Raw genomic sequence first — 19,286 nt, 5'->3', positions numbered from 1 at the left:
TTACTTACATTTTCTTTTTCTGAGTTTTTATGAAAAATATCGATCTCAAAATTCTTGATCCACGCATGAAAGACTTGCTGCCAAGTTATGGCACACCGGGCAGCGCGGGGCTGGACTTACGCGCCTGCCTGGACGAGTCTGTCACGATACAACCGGGTGAAACAGTATTGATTCCGACCGGGCTGGCGATCCATATCGCGGACCCGGCTTATGCCGCAATGATTCTGCCACGTAGCGGCATGGGCCATAAAAATGGCATCGTACTGGGAAATCTGGTGGGATTGATTGACTCTGATTACCAAGGTCAGTTGATGATCTCGACCTGGAATCGTGGACACAGTGCGTTCACGTTGAATCCTATGGATAGGCTGGCGCAATTAATTATCGTTCCGGTGGTGCAGGTTGGATTTAACATCGTGGAAGAGTTTGGCGGCAGCGAACGCGGTGACGGCGGTTTTGGCAGTACCGGCAAACATTAAGCAACACGACGCCAGAAATAAATATACTCCCCCCTGTTTTTTATATTTTCGCCTTTATCCCCGCAGGAAATAAGGGCTCTGAAATATACTCCCGGGAGTATATAAATGGGTAAATACGAAGCTTTGAACGTGTAAACAACATCAACAGCGCCCCTGCCCTCAGCGGCAGAGCAAATAAAAACCGGAGTAAGCTCCGGTTTTTATTTTTTCATTTTGCGGCTACGACCTGCGGATTCGCGCAGTAAGGTGTAATTCCAGGAGTCTTCATGTGGGCCGGAATCCAAAGTGACACAAATCAGAAATGTGTCATCTTCACCTTTAATCCGGCGACCGATTGCCGTATATTTTTTCCCTGCGTCACGCCGGTCATATACATCGACCTCTACTTCTTTGCCTTCCAGTGCAGCTGGCGACAATACAGCATTAATCGTTTTGGTTGTGTAATCCAACACATACAACGGTACGACAAAACTACCCATTATGATCTCCCGAGTGTGAACACCGCACATCAGTTATACGCACAGCGATCAGTACGATCACTGTGCACTTTTTTATTTATTCCACTTCAACGATTTCCTGCGAGGCCTCTGGCGGCGTCGCATCACCTTCGCTGAAGTCCAGTGTAATCTGATCCTTATCATCGAGATCGACCACGACGCGCCCGCCAGACACCAGACGACCAAACAACAACTCATCGGCCAGCGCTTTGCGGATCATGTCCTGGATCAGGCGAGCCATAGGACGGGCCCCCATCAACGGATCAAAACCTTTCTTCGCGAGGAATTTACGCAAGTGATCAGTGAAAGTCGCTTCCACTTTTTTCTCATGCAATTGTTCTTCCAGTTGCATCAGGAACTTATCCACCACGCGCAGAATAATTTCTTCATCCAAGGCACGGAAACTGATGATCGAGTCAAGACGATTGCGGAATTCTGGCGTGAACATGCGCTTGATATCCGCCATTTCATCCCCGGCTTCACGACTGTCATTAAAGCCAATCGAGCGTTTCTGCAAGCTCTCGGCACCGGCATTCGTGGTCATGATAATGATCACGTTACGGAAATCCGCTTTACGGCCATTGTTATCCGTCAGCGTGCCATGATCCATGACTTGCAACAGAATATTGAAGACATCAGGGTGCGCTTTTTCTATCTCATCCAGCAGCAACACTGCATGCGGCTTCTTGTTAATCGCCTCCGTCAGCAAGCCGCCCTGATCAAAACCGACATACCCCGGCGGCGCACCGATCAAACGACTGACCGCATGGCGCTCCATGTATTCCGACATGTCGAAACGAATCAGTTCTATACCTAACGTGAAGGCAAGCTGTTTCGCGACCTCGGTTTTACCAACACCAGTCGGGCCGGAAAACAGGAAAGAACCGATAGGCTTGTCTGTTTTACCCAAACCGGCACGTGCCATTTTGATTGCAGAAGCCAGCGCTTCAATCGCAGGTTCCTGACCAAACACGACATTTTTCAGATCGCGGTCGATGGTTTGCAATTTGCTGCGATCATCCTGATTGACAGTTTGCGGCGGAATACGGGCGATCTTGGAAATAATTTCCTCAATGTCTGCTTTGCCTATGGTTTTCTTTTGTTTCGATTTTGGCAAAATGCGTTGCGCGGCACCGGCCTCATCAATCACGTCAATCGCCTTATCCGGCAAATGGCGGTCATTGATAAAGCGGGCAGACAATTCCGCTGCCGTGGTCAATGCCGAGGCAGAATACTTCACATTGTGATGTTCTTCAAACTTCGATTTCAAGCCGCGCAGAATCTGCACAGTTTGCTCAACCGTCGGCTCGTTCACATCAATTTTTTGGAAGCGGCGTGACAGTGCATGATCTTTTTCAAATACACCGCGATACTCGGTGTAGGTTGTGGCACCGATGCATTTGAGCTGCCCGCTCGACAAAGCCGGTTTCAACAGATTGGATGCGTCCAGCGTTCCACCGGAAGCCGAACCGGCACCGATGATGGTATGAATCTCATCGATAAATAAAATACCGTTCGGTGTCTCTTTCAACTGTTTGAGCACACCTTTGAGACGCTGCTCAAAATCACCGCGATATTTCGTTCCAGCCAGTAATGCGCCCATATCGAGTGAATACACCACTGCATTTTGTAAGATATCCGGTACTTCTGATTTGACGATACGTAACGCCAGGCCTTCGGCAATCGCTGTTTTTCCGACGCCCGCCTCACCGACCAGTAAGGGGTTGTTTTTACGACGACGGCACAGAATCTGTATCACGCGTTCGACTTCACTGTCGCGGCCGATCAAGGGATCAATCTTGCCATCCGCTGCCGACTTGTTCAGATTTTGGGTGAACTGATCCAGTGGATTTTCTTTCGCCTGCGCATCTGCCTGCCCCTCATCACCACCTTCAGGAGATTTTTGCGGCTCGTTCAGATTATCTTTACGGACACCATGAGAAATAAAATTCACGACATCCAGACGGGTGACACCTTGCTGATGCAGGTAATAGACGGCATGCGAGTCTTTCTCGCCAAAAATAGCAACCAGCACATTCGCACCGGTGACTTCTTTTTTGCCATTTGACGACGACTGCACATGCATGATCGCACGTTGAATCACGCGCTGGAAACCCAGGGTCGGCTGCGTATCGACCTCTGTCGTGCCAGGCACGGTCGGCGTGTTATCAGTGATGAAGTTACTCAGGGTTTTGCGTAAGTCATCGATATTGACCGCGCATGCGCGCATCACCTCGGCTGCCGAAGGATTATCCAGCAGAGCCAGCAATAAATGCTCGACTGTGATGAACTCATAACGAGCTTGTCTGGCCTCAACAAAGGCCATATGCAAACTGACTTCTAATTCTTGCGCAATCATACTTCCTCCATCACACATTGCAGGGGGTGTCCTGCCTTACGAGCGTGTGTCAAAACGAGTTCCACTTTAGTCAGTGCAATATCTTTCGAATATACGCCACAAATTCCTTTACCGTCTCTATGTACTTTGAGCATGATCTGCATCGCCGTCTCGCGGTCTTTATGAAAGTATTCCTGAACGACCGCCACCACAAATTCCATAGGGGTATAGTCGTCGTTCAATAATATTACCTGATACATTGAAGGCGGTTTGAGCTGTTGTGTCTGCCGCTCCAGTATCGTACCGTTTTCTTGCTTGTTTCCCATGCGTCTATTCTAGTACGTTGATTCGTTCCAAAGGCAAATAATAAACAGGTAAAACCACCTTATTTCTGCTCTGAACAGATGTTACCTGCTTTCGGACAAACTCACAGATGGTGATCATTTCTCACAGATCAAGTTTTAAGTGAAAAGCAGACATTTCACTTAAATGTATAAAGGAATTTGCTGACATTACTTAAAAATACAACAATAGGATACAAGTAAATAAAAGTTTCTTGACTTTAGTTTTTTTTCCGCCAAGAATGACATTTATTGACTGCATTAGTAGTAATTAGTCAATATGAAGTGGGCAAGTTTAGGGGGGGCTGGCATATCGCCAGGTTTCTTGCTTTTACGGCTCGTGTGATTAGTTTTTATTTGAAAGACGCATTATGGCAACAGGTACCGTCAAGTGGTTCAATGATTCCAAAGGCTTCGGCTTTATCACTCCGGACGACGGTGGTGAGGATTTGTTCGCCCACTTTTCCGCAATCCAAATGAACGGCTTTAAGACACTGAAAGAAGGTCAAAAAGTAGCGTTCGAAGTCACGCAAGGCCCTAAAGGCAAGCAAGCTTCTAACATCCAAAATCCTTAATTTCCGGATTTAGGACTTTCTGAAAAACCCCGCTTTTGCGGGGTTTTTTATTTTTCTGGAATAACTGTATAAATACGATATAGCAGACCGCCCATTCCATAAGACGCAACGACGAAATGAAACTTCGCTATAAATTTATATTGCTGGCCATCATCCCTCTTTTGCTTTCGCTTGCAGGTATTTCTGCGGCAGTTTTCTATCAGGCGACAAATTTGGCTAAGCAACAGCGAAACACCGTCGAGCAAGCGTATCTGGCAAGTAAAGAGGCGGAGCTGAAGCACTATGTCAGTCTGGGAAATGCAGCAATTCAGCATTTTTACAACAATGGTAAGGACATAGTTCAAAATCAGGAACATGCCAAGAAGATGCTATCCACCTTAGATTTTGGTGACGATGGCTATTTTTACGTTTACGACATGAACGGCAATAATCTGATGCACCCACGGCAACCAGAGCTGATGGGGCAAAATTTGTGGCACCTGAAGGATCCGGAAGGAAATTTTACGATTCAGAATCTGATCAACAAAGCCAAAGCCGGTGGTGGCGCGGTACGCTATTTGTGGGAAAAGCCGTCCAGCGGTCAGATTGCGCCAAAACTCGGTTACGTCATTCTGCTTGATCGCTGGGGTTGGATGCTTGGCACCGGCATTTATCTCGACGATGTCGATGCAGCGCTGAATAAAATTGATGTACAGGTAGAAAAGAATATACGTGGCACCTTAATATGGATCGCCGTCATCGCTCTGGTTTGTGCGCTATTGATTGCGCTGTCGGGCTTGGTGTTGAATATCAGCGAATCCAGAATCGCCGAAGCCAAACTGAAAGTTCTGGCAAGGAGTGTCGTTCGCTCTCAGGAGGATGAGCGCGCCCGCTTGTCACGTGACTTACACGATGGATTAAGTCAGCTACTGGTCTCGATTAAGCTGCAGATAGAGTCTGGCCTGGCAAAGCTGGATAGCCCCCAAAAGGCGCAGGAGGCAACCAGATTGCCATTTCACCGCGCAACACAACAACTCAATGAAGCGCTCAATGAAGTACGCAGAATTTCACATGATCTGCGCCCTGCCATGCTGGATGATCTCGGCTTAGTCGCAGCGTTTGAACATCTTGCTGGCGAATTTGAAAATGCCTGCGGCTTACCGGTACGAGTCACGGCAACAGGAAATTTCAGCAAATTGTCAGAAATCAGTAATACAGTTCTGTTCAGGATTGCGCAGGAAGCGCTGACCAATATCCATAAACATGCCCACAACGTCAGCCACGTGGATATACAACTCGTTGAGAGTGGAGAAATCATCTCCTTGACAATCGAAGACGACGGAACCGGCTTTGATATTCAAGGCATAGAAAATCACCCCAAACGCGGGATAGGACTCAGTAATATGCATGAGCGCATGGCCACTGTGAATGGTAGTCTGGATATACTCTCAGGCGCAGGCGGCACCAGTGTGATAGCAAAAATTCCGAATGGAGAAATATGATGACAGATAAAAAGACAATCAATCTGCTATTAGTCGACGACCACCCTCTGGTCAGAGATGGATTAAGGGCCAGGCTGGAAACCATTTCCCATTTTCACATCGTTGGCGAGGCTGGTAACGCAGCAGATGCTCGCAAAATGGTGACGCTTCACGCAACCGATCTGATTTTGATGGACATTAATCTTGGTGGTACCAATGGCATCAATCTGACCGCAAAATTCACACAGGATTACCCGCAGATCGCGATCATCATGCTCTCTATGCACGATAAGGCCGAGTATGTGAGTCAGGCGATACAAGCAGGTGCTCGCGCATACGTGCTGAAGGATGCTCCCGCAGAAGATATTATCAACGCGATAGAAACCGTAAGGGCTGGCGGGGTGTATTTCAGCTCAGGCCTCAAGCAAAACAATACAAACAACGCAACACAGATTCTGACTCAACGGGAACAGTGTGTTCTGAACAGCATTGCGACAGGTAAATCGAACAAACATATTGCTCTGGATTTAGGTTTAAGTGTCAGGACGGTTGAAACCCACAGACTTAACATCAAGCGCAAGCTGAATATTGAAGGTCAGGCAGACCTCATCCGCTACGCCTTAAGAAATATAATTATTTAAAAACTCAGTGCGGTACCACATTGCTGAAATAAATAAACACCTCCCTTAAAAAAAAGCCAATCCTCCAGAGAATCATTAATACTGGACTGGTGAATTTTTAAGGGCTTCTATTTCTTTCTAAACGTCGCCAATGAACGGCTACGCTCATCCAGATCTTGCTTTTCAATGTTTAGCAGAGCCTGTCTTTCTGCATTGATCTGCCTGACGAGACTGTTATATTGATTGACATCCTGCTCGCTGTCGAAAACCAGAGCATCACCTTCAACTTTTATTTTTCCGAATCGGCTCTCACAAAGTACCAGTACCTGCTTTTTCAGTTCAAGAAAAACACGTAAATGTTCGTTGAGTCTTATCCTCAGCTCGAGGATATCTTCCATATTCTTTTTATTGTTGGCGATGACATCCTGCCTCTGTTGCGGCGACATGATGATTTTTTCAATGGCGTCGGTATAGCTTGCGCGCAGGCTATCATAGCGCTTGGAATTATTGTCAAACATGGCCTCTGCTGCAAGAATGGCCAGGTTGCTGTTTTCTATGCCCTGGCGGGAAGTCAGGATGGCAGGTTTTAATGCATTCGCCAGGTCCAATGCCTTGAGTTCTTCAGAAAAACGCAAATTCTGTTTGATATTGGCACGCAGGTATTCGAAAGTCAGACGAGCTTCCTGATCAAAAGAGCGCTGGCCAGTAAGAGGAATACGTTCGGACAATTTGACGTTTTCGTCAATTTCTTCTTTTTCAAGCTTGATACTGATTTCCATCAATTCTGCAATTGCCTTGCGCGATTGCTGTACCCTCGCCCGCATTTCATTGCCTGACCAGTTTCCCAACTCTTCCTGACGCTCCTCCCGGCTGTTATTGAGTGCATTGAGCATGCTCAGGAAGGTTGGTGAAGAGCGAAAGTCGTTAACTGCCTTGCGATCAGCTGGCGACAGTTTATTGAATTCGCCACGTGCCGCATCAAGGCTCTGGTTCATTTCAGTCCGCCAGAGACGGGTAGAAATTTTACCAGCAGGCTTGGGTAATTCCTTCAACAGCTTTTGTGCATAATCCGATGAAATGTATTTTGCCAGCACAACGGAAATATGCTGATTAATCGCCTCGACTGTAAACGGCTGCATATAAATTACCGGATCAAAATACAATTCAGGCTTCGTCTTGTTGTTATTTTCCAGGTCACGGCGAATAGCATTCTGTACTCCCTGGTCTATACCAAAGGTACTGACAATCTGTTGCACATCCTCAAGCGCCGCCGGATTCTTGATCGGTATCCCGGCGGCACCAGAAAACGATGCCAGAGACGACAAAAACAGCACTAACAATAATCTACACACCAACATCACTACTCCCTCATCAATAGTTTTATTTATTTTTCTTTAATCGCTCTGCTTCAAACTCAGCCAATGGCCGGTAATCTGCGTTGAGCGGACTTTTTTCAACAGATCTCTGCATGTAAACTGAGGCCTTGATCTTGTTACCGTTAATCATATTCAATTGAGCGATGTAGAAATAGGCCTCGGCCAATGCCACATCAAGCTCATCTCCTGTGCGCTTATGCACCTGATGCAATACCTGGTCTTCCGACTTCCCGCCTGCATAAGTGGCTGACAACATGTCACTAAACCAGTCATCACTGCCATCCACGGCGTTATTGAGATTGGATGACAGATTTTGCCGCCTGAGTGCCAGTTGGCGCATGATGCTGGCGCGCAATTTGGCCTGGCTGCCACTGCCTTGCTCTATCGCCAAGGCAAAACTATCTGCAGCCTCCCGCCATTTACCCAGGGCAAACAAGGACATGCCGCGCGACATGTAAAGCCTGCCATCAGCAGCTCCAAGGGACAACAGGCGTGCGCTGTCTGCTTCACTGTTTTTAAAGTCCCCTATCGCATAATAGGCATTTGAACGGCAGCGTAAATATTCCAAGCTATCCGGGGCATCCTTTCTGGCTATCTGCAGATCTGCCAGGGCATCGGATTTGCGCCCCATACGCGCATAGGCCAGGCTGCGTTCGCAGAGTGCCTGCGCAGGGACACTGCCGCTGGCGCGCGCTTCATTGATGAGGCTGGATTTGTTGCGTATTTCCTCTTCCAGTTGTTCCCTTACCTTCTGCTTGATTGGTACGTCAGGCAAGTCACGAGCAGCAGTTTCACGCAAGTCCGTCTTGCGTATCTGTATACTACCTTCCAGCATGACACCGACTTTGCGGGTATCTGCCATGAAAACAACCACGTCCTGCGGCGCTATCCTGTCTTTCAGGCTGTGCAACTCGACGCTGGCCTTGAACACATTCTGTTTGAAAGTCAAAGTTTCGCTTGCCTTGAATGCCGGGTCATCAATATTTGTAATCGAAGGCGTGTAGTTCGCATTGACCTTTTCTGGCAATCTAGCTTCCAGTTCATAGCGTATCAGCGGCGGATGTGTCGGCACGATCAGGGCTTGCTTGCGTTTGGGATTTTCAGGAATATAAAAACGCTCACGCATATTTGATGCCTGATAGCGCAGCTGCCATCCAGAAGCATTCTGGACCAGCAAGCCAGGTATCTGGAATTTCAATTCAATATTGACAGTATTGGCCTGGCGGTTGTCAGCAACAGTTGGGCCTGACTTGAGCTCGGCATCAGGATAGCGTCTCAACACTGAGGCGACGTAGGTATTTTTCAATTGCTCTCTGGTTTGCCGTGCCAGGTAAGAACGCACCTGCTCAGCTTCTATGCCTGAATACTGATGCGTAACCTGAAACTCTGCCACGCCATCCATTTTATCCAGGCGTATTTTTTCCAGACGCCCATTAACGGTCGCCGTGCCCTCTTCATTTTTGGGGATCGTGGCAAGTTCAAAACTATCCTTGTTAATCACCAGTACTTCAGCACCGGCGTGTACCTGTCCCATATTGGCAAGCGGCCCGTACTGGGCGGCCCTGGTCGGGTCGAGGTAATAGACTTTGCCATTTACCCTGACCCTGACGATTGCATGATCAAATGCCAAAGGAGAAGGCAGCATTTTTCCTGGCATTGCTGGGTTGGATGCAGAAATCAGGACAGGAGCTGCCTCTATCCCCAGTTTGCTCAAAATCGTCGATAACAACAGAGACTTGTCCTTGCAATCGCCGTAACGGCGGGCCAGCACTACGTCCGGCGGGAAAGGCTTGTGAGAATTCTCACCTATGGAAATCGACAGATAGCGTATCTCATTCTGTACATAAGCCAGCGCTTGCTGCACAGTCTGGTCTGAGTTACCCGCCCCACGCAGCCCCGCCACGACTTTATCGAGTTCGGCACTATTGGTGCTGACGTCAAACAGGTTTTGCGCCCATTGATTGACTTGCTGCCATTGTGAAAACTCTGAAAACTGTATGACCCTGAACTGGAATATGTCGTGCGGCACATAGGGTTCAAACTCTATTGCCTTGATCTGATCCGCAGTAAATGTAATGATCTTGCGGCCCGCCAGTTGCTCTTCCCTGGTTTGGATATTGCCACTGCCCTGGCCAAGAATGCGGTATTTGACCGGTCTGCTGGCTGGCGTGTTCAGACGTATGCGCTTGCGCAAAATCGGGTAACTGTTATCCCACATCAGGGTCGAGAAGAAATGACCATCAAAAACCGGATTCTGCCCTGTCGTTGAATACGCTATATCGACAATATCGCCTATGCGGATGTCATCAATCACAATCGACGCGGTAACTGAACCTGTGAAAATGCCGGAATCAAGTTCACTTTCCATCTGCAAATAACGGATATCAGCGGTAGTGGTTTTGTCAAATACCTGACTACCCCGGATGACCCGGATGCTGTGCAAGCCCACTCTTTGATATTCGGGATGAAATGGAATCTCAATCCGGCCCACCTGCGTCAGCATGGAGGCTTCATTTGCCTGCATCATGCGATGCACATAAGTGCTTGCCTGCTTGTCTACATAGGTCTGGACATCGGACAGGCGAACCACCAGTGGCGCGGCATTACTGGTATTTGCCACCTGGCTTCCATTATCCAATTCTACCCATGAGGGCACTGGCTCGCCGCGAACCAGATTTTTTTCAAAGCGCTGGGACTCCTGCGGCCTGCCACTAGTCTGCGCTTCGGTTTGCACCGCAGAAGCATGACTGCACAGGGCCAGCAAGCAGAGGCAAAAAAAGATGCAAAGTACAGAGGCAGTACTCTTGAAGGAGATAGAGGATATTTTATTCAGCCTGGTCAGTTTGAACAGGGCGGGTGTCATGAATGGCGTCATAAGTATGCAAAGAATGGTCACTCACTTGAAATTCATAATCAAGAAAAGTGAGTAGCATTCTGCCGTCACAAGCCACGGGAACACAGACCGGAGTGGTCTCACACGGATCCCGAAGCCTTGATCCAACAAACTGCACCTGCCTTGAAAATCAACTTCGAGATTTGTTTTTCAACTTAATTCTATCAGAATGAGATGTCTTTTTGGCTAAAAACCGGTAGAAGAAATCTTCATTAAGTCTCGCGCTCTGGGTACAGATAAACGACAAAAAAGCCCCCTGTCGCAAAACAGGGGGCTCTGACTGCGTCTTACCTGTCTGGCCGGATTTCTCCAACCAGAAAGCAGTGCTCAGATTTACATGTTTTCTATCATGACATCGCCGAAGCCGGAGCAAGATACTTGAGTAGCACCTTCCATCAGACGGGCAAAATCATAAGTGACTTTTTTCACCGTAATTGCTTTTTCTGTTGAAGAAATCAACAAATCAGCAGCTTCAGTCCATCCCATGTGACGCAACATCATTTCAGCGGACAAAATCAATGAACCTGGGTTCACATAATCTTTACCAGCGTATTTAGGTGCTGTACCGTGTGTTGCCTCGAACATAGCAACTGAATCAGACAAGTTAGCACCAGGAGCGATACCGATACCACCAACCTGAGCCGCCAACGCATCAGAAATATAGTCGCCGTTCAGGTTCAGTGTAGCAATAACGCTGTACTCATTCGGACGCAACAAAATTTGCTGCAGGAATGCATCAGCAATCGAATCCTTAACAGTAATTTCTTTACCTGTTTTTGGATTTTTGAATTTGCACCATGGACCGCCATCGATCAGTTCTGCGCCGAATTCTTTTTGCGCCAATGCATAAGCCCAGTCACGGAAGCCACCTTCGGTGTACTTCATGATGTTGCCCTTGTGGACGATAGTCACAGATGGCTTGTCATTGTCGATCGCGTATTGAATCGCTTTACGAACCAGACGCTCAGTACCTTCGATAGAAACTGGTTTGATACCAATGCCTGAAGTTTCAGGGAAGCGGATTTTTTTCACGCCCATTTCGTCTTGCAGGAACTTAATCAGTTTTTTAACCTGATCGGAACCTTGCGCGAATTCGATACCGGCATAGATGTCTTCTGAGTTTTCACGGAAGATCACCATGTCTGTTTTTTCTGGTTCACGTACTGGGGATGGTACGCCTTTGAAATAACGCACAGGACGCAGGCAGACATACAGATCAAGTTCCTGACGCAGAGCCACGTTCAGGGAGCGAATGCCACCGCCAACTGGCGTTGTCAATGGACCTTTAATGGAAACTACGTAGTCTTTCAATACTTTCAGTGTTTCTTCTGGCAACCAGACATCTGGGCCATATACTTTCGTGGATTTTTCACCAGCATAGATTTCCATCCAGCTGATTTTGCGCTTGCCTGCGTAGGCTTTTGCTACGGCCGCATCAACGACTTTGATCATGACCGGGCTGATATCAACACCAGTACCATCGCCTTCGATAAAAGGGATGATAGGATTATCAGGAACATTCAATGAAAAGTCAGCATTGACGGTAATTTTTTTACCTTCAGCAGGTACTTTAATATGTTGATACATCGTTTTCTCCGTAGTTAGGCGATCAAGCGGGTCACGCTTTTCTCGTAATATGCCTTGCTTGCTAACATAGCGGTCAATATCGCTATTAACTCTTCTATAAGACACAAGACCTTCATTTCGTATTATGCACTAGTATTTTACTGGATGCCATCTGTTTACAAAATTGCGGTTACCATATTGCCATGAAACTCATCCTATTTAACAAACCATTCAACGTCATGTGCCAGTTTTCCGCTCATCCGGACAGGCCAACTCTGGCGGACTATTTGCACATCCCTAATATATACCCGGCGGGACGTCTTGATGCAGATAGTGAGGGCTTAATTTTACTGACAGATGACGGCAAACTTCAGAATCGCATCAGTCATCCCGATCACAAACAAGCGAAAACCTATCTGGTGCAAGTAGAAGGCATACCTGACAAAGAAACGCTGGAGCGTTTGCGCAATCCTTTAGATCTGGGGGATTTTGTGACTCAGGCATGCACCGTCATGCACGTACAAACACCTGAATGGTTATGGGAAAGAACACCGCCAATTCGGCACCGAAACAATATTCCGACCAGTTGGCTGTGCATTATTCTGTCGGAAGGAAAAAACCGCCAGGTTCGAAGAATGACGGCAGCAGTCGGACTTCCCACTTTGCGCTTGATACGTACTGCAATTGGAGGATTCTCATTAGAAACACATCCTTTATTGCCAGGAGAATGGCAAGAAGTGGGCGTTTGAGTTGCTTTATTGCCTTGCAGCATAATTAATTGCGATTTCCCCTATGTGCTGCAATATCATGTCAACTTATCTGGGTTTGAGTGCGTTATCCAGATGATTCCTATTGAATCACCCTCCCAAATACTCACGCAAAGGAAGTTAACATGAAAAAATTGATCGCCACTCTGATTGCTGGTCTGTTTGCTTCAGCCGCTTTCGCACAAGCCCCTGCACCGGCAGCTTCCACTCCGGCATCTGCTTCTGCTTCGGCTGAAGTTGCTAAACCAGCTAAAAAAGTTAAAAAAACGAAGAAAGCGAAAAAAGCTGCTGCTGAAGCTGCAGCATCCGCATCTGCGACAAAGTAATTACTGCAAATTAATTACCTGATCGCAAAATAAAAAAGGCAGGATGTATTCCTGCCTTTTTCATTTGCGGTAGCATACCTGTTGTTATTTTTTTTAACCTGATTCCAACCATGATGAACCTTTTCCCGAATATCAAACTGAAAGCGGCAAGTATTGTTCTACTCAGCGTGCTGATGCCTCTTGCTCATGCTGAAAGAAAACTGCCTGTCAAACAACTCTCTGCTGGCATTTACGTCATTCAAGCAGAAGTGGCTGCCAGTGATGCTGATCGGGAACAAGGCCTGATGTTGAGAACCAAAATGGGGATCAACGAAGGCATGGTATTTGATTTTGGCGCTCCGGCCGGCGTTTGTATGTGGATGAAAAACACACTGATCCCATTGTCTGTCGCATTTATCGACGGCGAAGGGAAAATCGTCAACATTGAAGATATGCAGCCAGAAACGACCGACTCTCACTGTGCGAAAAAGACGGTGCGCTACGCACTGGAAATGAATCAGGGTTGGTTCAAACAAAAAAATATTAAACCAGGCAGCAAAATTGAAGGCCTGCCACTGCGCTGAGCAGTTTCGCATCAGATACCCAACACATCTGTGTATCTGATGAAATCTGAAGAAGAAAACAAAAAAACCGCAAAAAATGCGGTTTTTTTACATCTGAAATCGCCTGCACTTATCTGCAGGCAGAATAGCAATTAAGCTAAAGCTTTCAGAGCGGAAGCCAGGCGGCTTTTATGACGGGCAGCCTTATTCTTGTGAATAATTTTCTTGTCAGCGATGCGATCGATAGTCGATACGGAAGCTTGAAAAATTGTTGCAGCAGCAGCTTTATCACCAGCTTCGATTGCTTTACGAACAGCTTTGATTGCTGTACGCAGAGTCGAGCGTTGGCTGGAATTGTGTGCGTTTTGTTTTACTGCTTGACGAGCACGTTTGCGTGCTTGTGCGGTATTTGCCATGAGATTTCCTAAACGTGGTCAAAGCGACGAGGTCAAAACATTTGATTAAATGCCACGCCGCAAAATTCTATACAGCTTTGCAGTATAACGGCTTTTATTTTCGTTAGCAAGCATTGCTGTTGTTTTGAGTGAATAGAAGATTATAACCCGTGAAACCATCTTCACTCACCCATTTTTTCATTATTGTTACTGATATTCACAGACTTTTTGTGCAACAGTCTTAAAAAATAACTACCGCGAGGAATCAGTATGGAATGTCAGCCACTACATTTGCAGGGAACAAGCGTCAGTCTGGAGCCTTTAGAGCAGGCACATATTGCGGATATCCGCAATGCGGCTGCCGATGGTGAACTGTGGAAACTATTCTTTACTTCGGTACCCGCGCCGGAACAAACACAACAGTGGCTTGATACAGCGCTCGCCATGCAGTCCCAGCAAAAGGCAATACCGTTTGTCGTCCGCGAGAAATCAGGAGGCAAAATTGTAGGATCTACCCGCTTTTGCAATATAGATCACCAACACCAGCGCCTGGAGATCGGTTACACCTGGTATTCGCAATCGGTGCAACGCTCGGCAATCAACACGGAATGTAAATTATTACTGCTGACCCATGCATTTGAAGTGCTGAACTGCATCGCGGTAGAATTCCGTACCGACTGGTTTAACCGACGTTCGCAAGCTGCAATTGAGCGGCTTGGTGCCAAACGTGACGGGGTTTTGCGCAATCACATGATATTACCCGACGGACGTATCCGTGATACGGTTGTGTATAGCATTCTGCAAAATGAATGGCCGGGCTTAAAAAAGAATTTGCAATATATGCAAAATAAATACTGAGAGATAAACAAGTGCTGATTGATTTTTTCTTTACGTTAAAAGACGCCAAAATTCCTGTCTCGATCAAAGAATTTCTGATGCTGCTTGAAGCATTGGATAAAGGTCTGATCAACATGTCACTCGACGATTTTTATTTCCTATCGCGTACGATCATGGTGAAGGATGAAGCGCATTACGACAAATTCGATAAAGCGTTCGGCATGTATTTCAAGGGGATAGACACGATCTTTGAGCAACGTCCTGACATCCCTCTCGATTGGCTGACCAAGCGACTGCAACGCGAACTGAGCGACGAGCAAAAAGCGGCGATCGAAAAGTTTGGCTACGACAAACTCATAGACAGACTTAAAGAGCTGCTGAACGAACAAAAAGAACAGCATGAAGGTGGCAGTAAATGGATAGGCACGGGTGGCACCTCGCCCTTCGGTAATGGCGGCACGAATCCCGAGGGAATACGCATCGGCGGCAAGGGGGGCAGCCGCAGTGCGGTCAAAGTATGGGAAGAGCGCGCGTTCAAAGATTACGACGCTGAACGTGAACTCGGCACACGCAACATCAAAGTCGCGCTGCGCCGCTTGCGTAAATTCGCCCGTCAGGGTGCAGAGGAAGAACTGGCGCTGGATGCCACCATCAAAGCAACGGCCAACAATGCTGGTTATCTTGATATCAAGATGCAACCCGAGCGCAAAAACAATATCAAAGTGCTCATGTTGCTGGACGTCGGTGGCACGATGGATGATCACATACAGCAAACGGAAGAACTGTTTTCAGCAGCGAAAACTGAATTCAAAAATATGGAATTCTTCTATTTCCATAATTGCGTGTACGACTATCTTTGGAAAAATAACCGTCGCCGTCATGCGGAAAAATTTCCGACCTGGGATGTTTTGCGCAAATATCCACCGGATACCAAGCTCATCTTTGTTGGCGATGCCACCATGAGTCCGTATGAAATTCTGCAACCGGGCGGCTCCGTCGAATACAACAACGAAGAAGCTGGTGCTGTCTGGCTACAACGTTTTGCAACGACATTTCCCAAATATATCTGGCTCAATCCCGAACCGGAAGGCTTGTGGCAATACCGGCAGTCTATTTCGGTTATTCGTCAGGTCATGAGCAACCGCATGTTTCCGGTCACCATAGAAGGACTGGAACGGGGAATGCGATTACTCAGCAAGTAAGCGCCGGGCTTATTTAAATAAGTGTAAGTATTTTCTGATCGTACTGAGCAGAACACGACGGGACAATGGTTTTACCAGAAAACCGTCGCAACGCACCCGCTCCGCCAGCCCGAGTTTGTAATCAAAAGATTGATCGATTAAAAAAATCACGGAAGTCTTTAAACCGTGATTTTGTTTTTTCAGCCCGTCACACAGGTGATAAGGATCGACATCAGGGGTAGACGTGTTGATTAAGGTCAGCGCATGCTGGTTATTCCGATCCAGCATCAGGGAGCTACGCTCATCGGCCGCCAGCGTAACAGTAATACCGTAATGATCCATAATGGCCGCCACGTATTCACGGAATTGCGTGTCCTTATCAACGACCAGAATGCCGCCCTTCGCCATCGGCGTATCACGCATTTTTTGATACACCTGTGGATCGGTAAGATCAAAATCTATGCGTTTATGAGCGCGCCGCTCATGCACGGTTAAATTGATGGTGTGCGCAGCTAAAGTATGTAGTAACAGTTCACGTTTATTGATCAGTTCGTCAAGAATGCCGAAAATATTGCGCCAGCGGATAGGCTTTGGCATCACCTGATAAGGTAAATCAATATCGGTTTTACCAATTAACAACACCGGCATCGCATCGCCGGGATTAAGATCAGACAGTGTTGCAATCGCTTTGATATTGCTGGCATTGACGATATACATGTCCGGATCCTGGACGCACCCCGTCCTCAGACACGTATAGCTGTAACCGGTCTCGCGTGCTACCGCGAGTACTGCAGAAAAAGTTTCTTCCTCTTTGGCGGAAAATCCAAGCAGTCGGATCGCGATCGTTGGAGTTTTTATTGACATCGTTTATCCATCTACCTATTACAGCTACAATAGCTGCCAAAACGTATGCAAGAATACATCTAAAATCATGTATTCCGTATTTAAAAATTGCAAAATATTATTGCACTTTAACCAAAACAACAGATTTCTATTTGCATGGCCACTAAAAAAAATACGACTCCGTCCGACTATAGCGAATCATCCATCCGCGTCCTCAAAGGGCTGGAACCGGTTAAACAAAGACCGGGCATGTATACCCGCACCGAAAACCCTCTGCACATTATCCAGGAAGTCATCGACAATGCGTCCGATGAAGCTTTGGGCGGTCATTGCAAACATATACAAGTCACTCTGAACACTGACGGCAGCGTCAGCGTTGAGGATGACGGTCGCGGTATTCCGGTTGGACTGCATCCGGACGAAGGTGTTCCCACGGTCGAAATTGTATTCACACGTTTGCACGCCGGCGGTAAATTCGACAAAGGTTCCGGCGGAGCCTATGCGTTTTCCGGTGGTCTGCACGGCGTTGGTGTCTCTGTCACAAACGCGCTATCCAAACGCCTGGAAATTACCGTCTGGCGTGAAGCTGGCTTACATCAGTTGACCTTTGCTGATGGCGATGTGATAGAACCACTGCGCAGCCAGCCTATTCCCCGTGGCGATAAAAAGAGCGGCACCCGCGTCAGTATCTGGCCCGATGCAAAATATTTCGATTCTGCGAATATACCGCAAGGTGAGTTACAGCGTTTGCTGCGCTCAAAAGCGGTCTTGCTGCCAGGCGTGAAAGTCACACTGAGCAATGCCAAAACCGGTGAATCGCAAACCTGGCAATACGATCAGGGCTTGCGTGGTTATCTGACCGAAGCGCTGGCCCAGTATTCGCATGGCGAACCACTGATCCCGCTGTTTGAAGGCGAGCAATTCGCCAGCGCGGACACCGAAGGTTTTGCCGAAGGCGAAGGCGCATCGTGGGTCGTGGCCTGGACCGAAGAAGGCAATGTGGTGCGTGAATCGTATGTGAATCTGATTCCGACGCCAGCTGGTGGTACGCATGAATCCGGTCTGCGCGAAGGCTTATTCGGCGCGGTCAAGAGCTTTGCTGAAATGCATTCGCTGCTGCCGAAAGGCGTCAAGCTGCTGCCAGAAGATGTGTTTGCGCGCGTCTCATTTGTGCTGTCAGCCAAAGTGCTGGACCCGCAATTTCAGGGACAGATTAAAGAGCGCCTGAATTCGCGCGATGCAGTGCGGCTGGTGTCTTCATTCACCAAACCACCGCTGGAATTGTGGCTCAACTCGCACGTGGATTACGGTAAAAAACTCGCTGAACTGGTGATCAAACAAGCGCAGTCACGCTTGCGTTCAGCGCAAAAAGTGGAAAAGAAAAAGTCCTCTGGCGTTGCCGTTTTACCGGGCAAACTGACGGACTGCGAATCCAGCGACATTACTCGCAATGAATTATTTTTAGTCGAAGGTGATTCCGCTGGTGGCTCAGCAAAAATGGGACGCGACAAAGAATTTCAGGCGATCCTGCCGTTACGCGGCAAGGTGCTCAATACCTGGGAATCGGAACGTGATCGTCTGTTTGCGAACAATGAAATTCACGATATTTCGGTCGCCATCGGCGTCGATCCGCATGGGACGAACGATAATGTTGATCTCTCGAATCTGCGTTACGGCAAGATCTGTATTTTGTCTGATGCGGACGTCGATGGTTCACATATTCAGGTGCTGTTGCTGACGCTGTTTTTCAAACATTTCCCCCAACTGATTGCACGTGGTCATATCTGCGTTGCGCGTCCGCCGCTATTCCGCGTTGATGCTCCGGCACGTGGCAAAAAACAGGCGCAGAAAATCTATGCGCTGGACAGTGCCGAGCTGACGTCGATCGAAGACAAGTTACGCAAAGAAGGTGTCAAAGACGGCGCATGGAATATTTCCCGCTTCAAAGGTCTGGGTGAAATGAATGCAGAACAGTTATGGGAAACCACGATGAATCCAGACACCCGCCGTTTGTTACCGGTCAGCCTCGGTGAATTCGATCAGGATTTTTCCGAGGGGCGCTTCAACATGCTGATGGGAAAAGGCGAAGCTGCGGCCCGTCGTGCCTGGATAGAAGAACACGGTAATGCTGTCGAGGCCGATATTTAAGGCGCTGAAATGCTTTTTAAGGTCTGAAAATACCCCCCCCAGTATATGTAAACACCCCAATGAATATGCGGACATAAGGTGTATTTTCAGACATACTCCCCA

Annotated in this window: 19 protein-coding genes; 11 read left to right on the top strand and 8 right to left on the bottom strand. The window is 47.6% G+C overall.

Features of this window, described 5'->3' with window-relative positions; translation table 11 throughout:
• Nucleotides 1-29 precede the first annotated feature (29 nt).
• Entirely contained in the window at nucleotides 30-479 is a 450-nt protein-coding gene (gene dut, locus H8K26_RS11400) for a dUTP diphosphatase (protein WP_186883258.1), read from the top strand.
• 200 nt (nucleotides 480-679) lie between these two features.
• Here the strand turns inward: dut and H8K26_RS11395 are convergent, their stop codons facing one another.
• The 3 genes from H8K26_RS11395 to clpS form a co-directional block, all read right to left on the bottom strand.
• Nucleotides 680-958, bottom strand: a complete 279-nt coding sequence (locus H8K26_RS11395; protein WP_186883257.1) for a hypothetical protein — start codon at nucleotides 956-958, stop codon at nucleotides 680-682.
• A gap of 76 nt (nucleotides 959-1,034) precedes the next feature.
• Nucleotides 1,035-3,335, bottom strand: coding sequence for an ATP-dependent Clp protease ATP-binding subunit ClpA (gene clpA, locus H8K26_RS11390; protein ID WP_186896669.1), 2,301 nt, complete (start codon nucleotides 3,333-3,335; stop codon nucleotides 1,035-1,037).
• A complete protein-coding gene (gene clpS, locus H8K26_RS11385) occupies nucleotides 3,332-3,640 on the bottom strand; it encodes an ATP-dependent Clp protease adapter ClpS (RefSeq protein WP_186883255.1) in 309 nt (102 codons plus the stop codon). The genes clpA and clpS overlap by 4 nt, the downstream gene beginning before the upstream one ends.
• A 386-nt stretch (nucleotides 3,641-4,026) precedes the next feature.
• Between clpS and H8K26_RS11380 the strand changes: the two genes are divergently transcribed.
• The 3 genes from H8K26_RS11380 to H8K26_RS11370 all read left to right on the top strand — a co-directional run bounded on the left by H8K26_RS11380 (nucleotide 4,027) and on the right by H8K26_RS11370 (nucleotide 6,331).
• The gene (locus H8K26_RS11380) at nucleotides 4,027-4,230 is read left to right on the top strand and encodes a cold-shock protein (RefSeq protein ID WP_186883254.1); all 204 of its coding nucleotides are present in this window, start codon (nucleotides 4,027-4,029) and stop codon (nucleotides 4,228-4,230) included.
• 116 nt (nucleotides 4,231-4,346) lie between these two features.
• The gene (locus tag H8K26_RS11375) at nucleotides 4,347-5,711 is read left to right on the top strand and encodes a cache domain-containing protein (RefSeq protein WP_190479577.1); all 1,365 of its coding nucleotides are present in this window, start codon (nucleotides 4,347-4,349) and stop codon (nucleotides 5,709-5,711) included.
• Nucleotides 5,711-6,331 (top strand): response regulator, encoded by a 621-nt coding sequence (locus H8K26_RS11370; RefSeq protein ID WP_190479726.1) that lies wholly within the window; start codon nucleotides 5,711-5,713, stop codon nucleotides 6,329-6,331. Before H8K26_RS11375 ends, H8K26_RS11370 begins: the two co-directional genes overlap by 1 nt.
• A gap of 107 nt (nucleotides 6,332-6,438) precedes the next feature.
• Here the strand turns inward: H8K26_RS11370 and H8K26_RS11365 are convergent, their stop codons facing one another.
• On the bottom strand, nucleotides 6,439-7,668 hold the full coding sequence (locus tag H8K26_RS11365; RefSeq protein ID WP_190479574.1) for a hypothetical protein: 1,230 nt from the start codon (nucleotides 7,666-7,668) through the stop codon (nucleotides 6,439-6,441).
• Nucleotides 7,669-7,690: 22 nt separating this feature from the next.
• Nucleotides 7,691-10,306 (bottom strand): DUF3857 domain-containing protein, encoded by a 2,616-nt coding sequence (locus tag H8K26_RS11360; protein ID WP_190479572.1) that lies wholly within the window; start codon nucleotides 10,304-10,306, stop codon nucleotides 7,691-7,693.
• A gap of 123 nt (nucleotides 10,307-10,429) precedes the next feature.
• On the opposite strand from H8K26_RS11360, the gene H8K26_RS11355 reads away from it, so the two are divergent.
• Entirely contained in the window at nucleotides 10,430-10,612 is a 183-nt protein-coding gene (locus tag H8K26_RS11355; protein WP_190479571.1) for a hypothetical protein, read from the top strand.
• 300 nt (nucleotides 10,613-10,912) lie between these two features.
• Here the strand turns inward: H8K26_RS11355 and icd are convergent, their stop codons facing one another.
• Nucleotides 10,913-12,166: an NADP-dependent isocitrate dehydrogenase gene (gene icd / locus H8K26_RS11350; RefSeq protein WP_186883252.1), complete on the bottom strand. Its 1,254-nt coding sequence runs from the start codon at nucleotides 12,164-12,166 to the stop codon at nucleotides 10,913-10,915.
• A 182-nt stretch (nucleotides 12,167-12,348) separates the two neighbouring features.
• On the opposite strand from icd, the gene H8K26_RS11345 reads away from it, so the two are divergent.
• The 3 genes from H8K26_RS11345 to H8K26_RS11335 all read left to right on the top strand — a co-directional run bounded on the left by H8K26_RS11345 (nucleotide 12,349) and on the right by H8K26_RS11335 (nucleotide 13,801).
• Nucleotides 12,349-12,894, top strand: a complete 546-nt coding sequence (locus H8K26_RS11345) for a pseudouridine synthase (RefSeq protein ID WP_190479569.1) — start codon at nucleotides 12,349-12,351, stop codon at nucleotides 12,892-12,894.
• Between the two features lie 143 nt (nucleotides 12,895-13,037).
• Complete coding sequence (locus tag H8K26_RS11340; protein WP_186896672.1) at nucleotides 13,038-13,238, top strand: hypothetical protein; 201 nt, start codon at nucleotides 13,038-13,040, stop codon at nucleotides 13,236-13,238.
• A gap of 173 nt (nucleotides 13,239-13,411) precedes the next feature.
• The gene (locus H8K26_RS11335) at nucleotides 13,412-13,801 is read left to right on the top strand and encodes a DUF192 domain-containing protein (protein ID WP_223826993.1); all 390 of its coding nucleotides are present in this window, start codon (nucleotides 13,412-13,414) and stop codon (nucleotides 13,799-13,801) included.
• Nucleotides 13,802-13,932: 131 nt separating this feature from the next.
• Here H8K26_RS11335 and rpsT read toward each other — a convergent pair whose 3' ends face one another.
• Entirely contained in the window at nucleotides 13,933-14,196 is a 264-nt protein-coding gene (rpsT, locus tag H8K26_RS11330) for a 30S ribosomal protein S20 (RefSeq protein ID WP_186883248.1), read from the bottom strand.
• Between the two features lie 243 nt (nucleotides 14,197-14,439).
• On the opposite strand from rpsT, the gene H8K26_RS11325 reads away from it, so the two are divergent.
• Both H8K26_RS11325 and H8K26_RS11320 read left to right on the top strand, forming a co-directional pair.
• Entirely contained in the window at nucleotides 14,440-15,033 is a 594-nt protein-coding gene (locus tag H8K26_RS11325; RefSeq protein WP_370527152.1) for a GNAT family N-acetyltransferase, read from the top strand.
• Nucleotides 15,034-15,044: 11 nt separating this feature from the next.
• Nucleotides 15,045-16,214: a vWA domain-containing protein gene (locus H8K26_RS11320; protein WP_190479567.1), complete on the top strand. Its 1,170-nt coding sequence runs from the start codon at nucleotides 15,045-15,047 to the stop codon at nucleotides 16,212-16,214.
• A gap of 9 nt (nucleotides 16,215-16,223) precedes the next feature.
• Here H8K26_RS11320 and H8K26_RS11315 read toward each other — a convergent pair whose 3' ends face one another.
• Nucleotides 16,224-17,057: a response regulator gene (locus H8K26_RS11315; RefSeq protein WP_190479565.1), complete on the bottom strand. Its 834-nt coding sequence runs from the start codon at nucleotides 17,055-17,057 to the stop codon at nucleotides 16,224-16,226.
• A 135-nt stretch (nucleotides 17,058-17,192) separates the two neighbouring features.
• Here H8K26_RS11315 and H8K26_RS11310 point away from each other — a divergent pair, with 135 nt between their 5' ends.
• Nucleotides 17,193-19,184 carry a DNA topoisomerase IV subunit B gene (locus tag H8K26_RS11310; RefSeq protein WP_190479564.1) on the top strand — a complete coding sequence of 664 codons (1,992 nt, stop codon included), beginning with the start codon at nucleotides 17,193-17,195 and terminating at the stop codon, nucleotides 19,182-19,184.
• The last annotated feature ends 102 nt before the right edge of the window (nucleotides 19,185-19,286 follow it).

The organism is Cognatundibacterium aquatile (assembly GCF_014699135.1).
In the GTDB taxonomy this organism is placed as follows: Bacteria; Pseudomonadota; Gammaproteobacteria; order Burkholderiales; family Burkholderiaceae_D; genus Undibacterium; species Undibacterium aquatile.
This window is presented reverse-complemented; position numbering and strand designations above follow the sequence as displayed.

What these genes read in the sequence shown, in the direction of transcription:
- H8K26_RS11370 (WP_190479726.1), top strand. Translation starts at nt 5,711, where the DNA reads ATGACAGATAAAAAGACAATCAATCTGCTATTAGTCGACGACCACCCT.
- H8K26_RS11380 (WP_186883254.1), top strand. Translation starts at nt 4,027, where the DNA reads ATGGCAACAGGTACCGTCAAGTGGTTCAATGATTCCAAAGGCTTCGGC.
- H8K26_RS11345 (WP_190479569.1), top strand. Translation starts at nt 12,349, where the DNA reads ATGAAACTCATCCTATTTAACAAACCATTCAACGTCATGTGCCAGTTT.
- H8K26_RS11335 (WP_223826993.1), top strand. Translation starts at nt 13,412, where the DNA reads ATGCCTCTTGCTCATGCTGAAAGAAAACTGCCTGTCAAACAACTCTCT.
- dut (WP_186883258.1), top strand. Translation starts at nt 30, where the DNA reads ATGAAAAATATCGATCTCAAAATTCTTGATCCACGCATGAAAGACTTG.
- clpA (WP_186896669.1), bottom strand. Translation starts at nt 3,335, where the DNA reads ATGATTGCGCAAGAATTAGAAGTCAGTTTGCATATGGCCTTTGTTGAG.
- H8K26_RS11340 (WP_186896672.1), top strand. Translation starts at nt 13,038, where the DNA reads ATGAAAAAATTGATCGCCACTCTGATTGCTGGTCTGTTTGCTTCAGCC.
- H8K26_RS11375 (WP_190479577.1), top strand. Translation starts at nt 4,347, where the DNA reads ATGAAACTTCGCTATAAATTTATATTGCTGGCCATCATCCCTCTTTTG.
- icd (WP_186883252.1), bottom strand. Translation starts at nt 12,166, where the DNA reads ATGTATCAACATATTAAAGTACCTGCTGAAGGTAAAAAAATTACCGTC.
- H8K26_RS11310 (WP_190479564.1), top strand. Translation starts at nt 17,193, where the DNA reads ATGGCCACTAAAAAAAATACGACTCCGTCCGACTATAGCGAATCATCC.
- H8K26_RS11355 (WP_190479571.1), top strand. Translation starts at nt 10,430, where the DNA reads ATGACTGCACAGGGCCAGCAAGCAGAGGCAAAAAAAGATGCAAAGTAC.
- H8K26_RS11315 (WP_190479565.1), bottom strand. Translation starts at nt 17,057, where the DNA reads ATGTCAATAAAAACTCCAACGATCGCGATCCGACTGCTTGGATTTTCC.
- rpsT (WP_186883248.1), bottom strand. Translation starts at nt 14,196, where the DNA reads ATGGCAAATACCGCACAAGCACGCAAACGTGCTCGTCAAGCAGTAAAA.
- clpS (WP_186883255.1), bottom strand. Translation starts at nt 3,640, where the DNA reads ATGGGAAACAAGCAAGAAAACGGTACGATACTGGAGCGGCAGACACAA.
- H8K26_RS11395 (WP_186883257.1), bottom strand. Translation starts at nt 958, where the DNA reads ATGGGTAGTTTTGTCGTACCGTTGTATGTGTTGGATTACACAACCAAA.
- H8K26_RS11365 (WP_190479574.1), bottom strand. Translation starts at nt 7,668, where the DNA reads ATGTTGGTGTGTAGATTATTGTTAGTGCTGTTTTTGTCGTCTCTGGCA.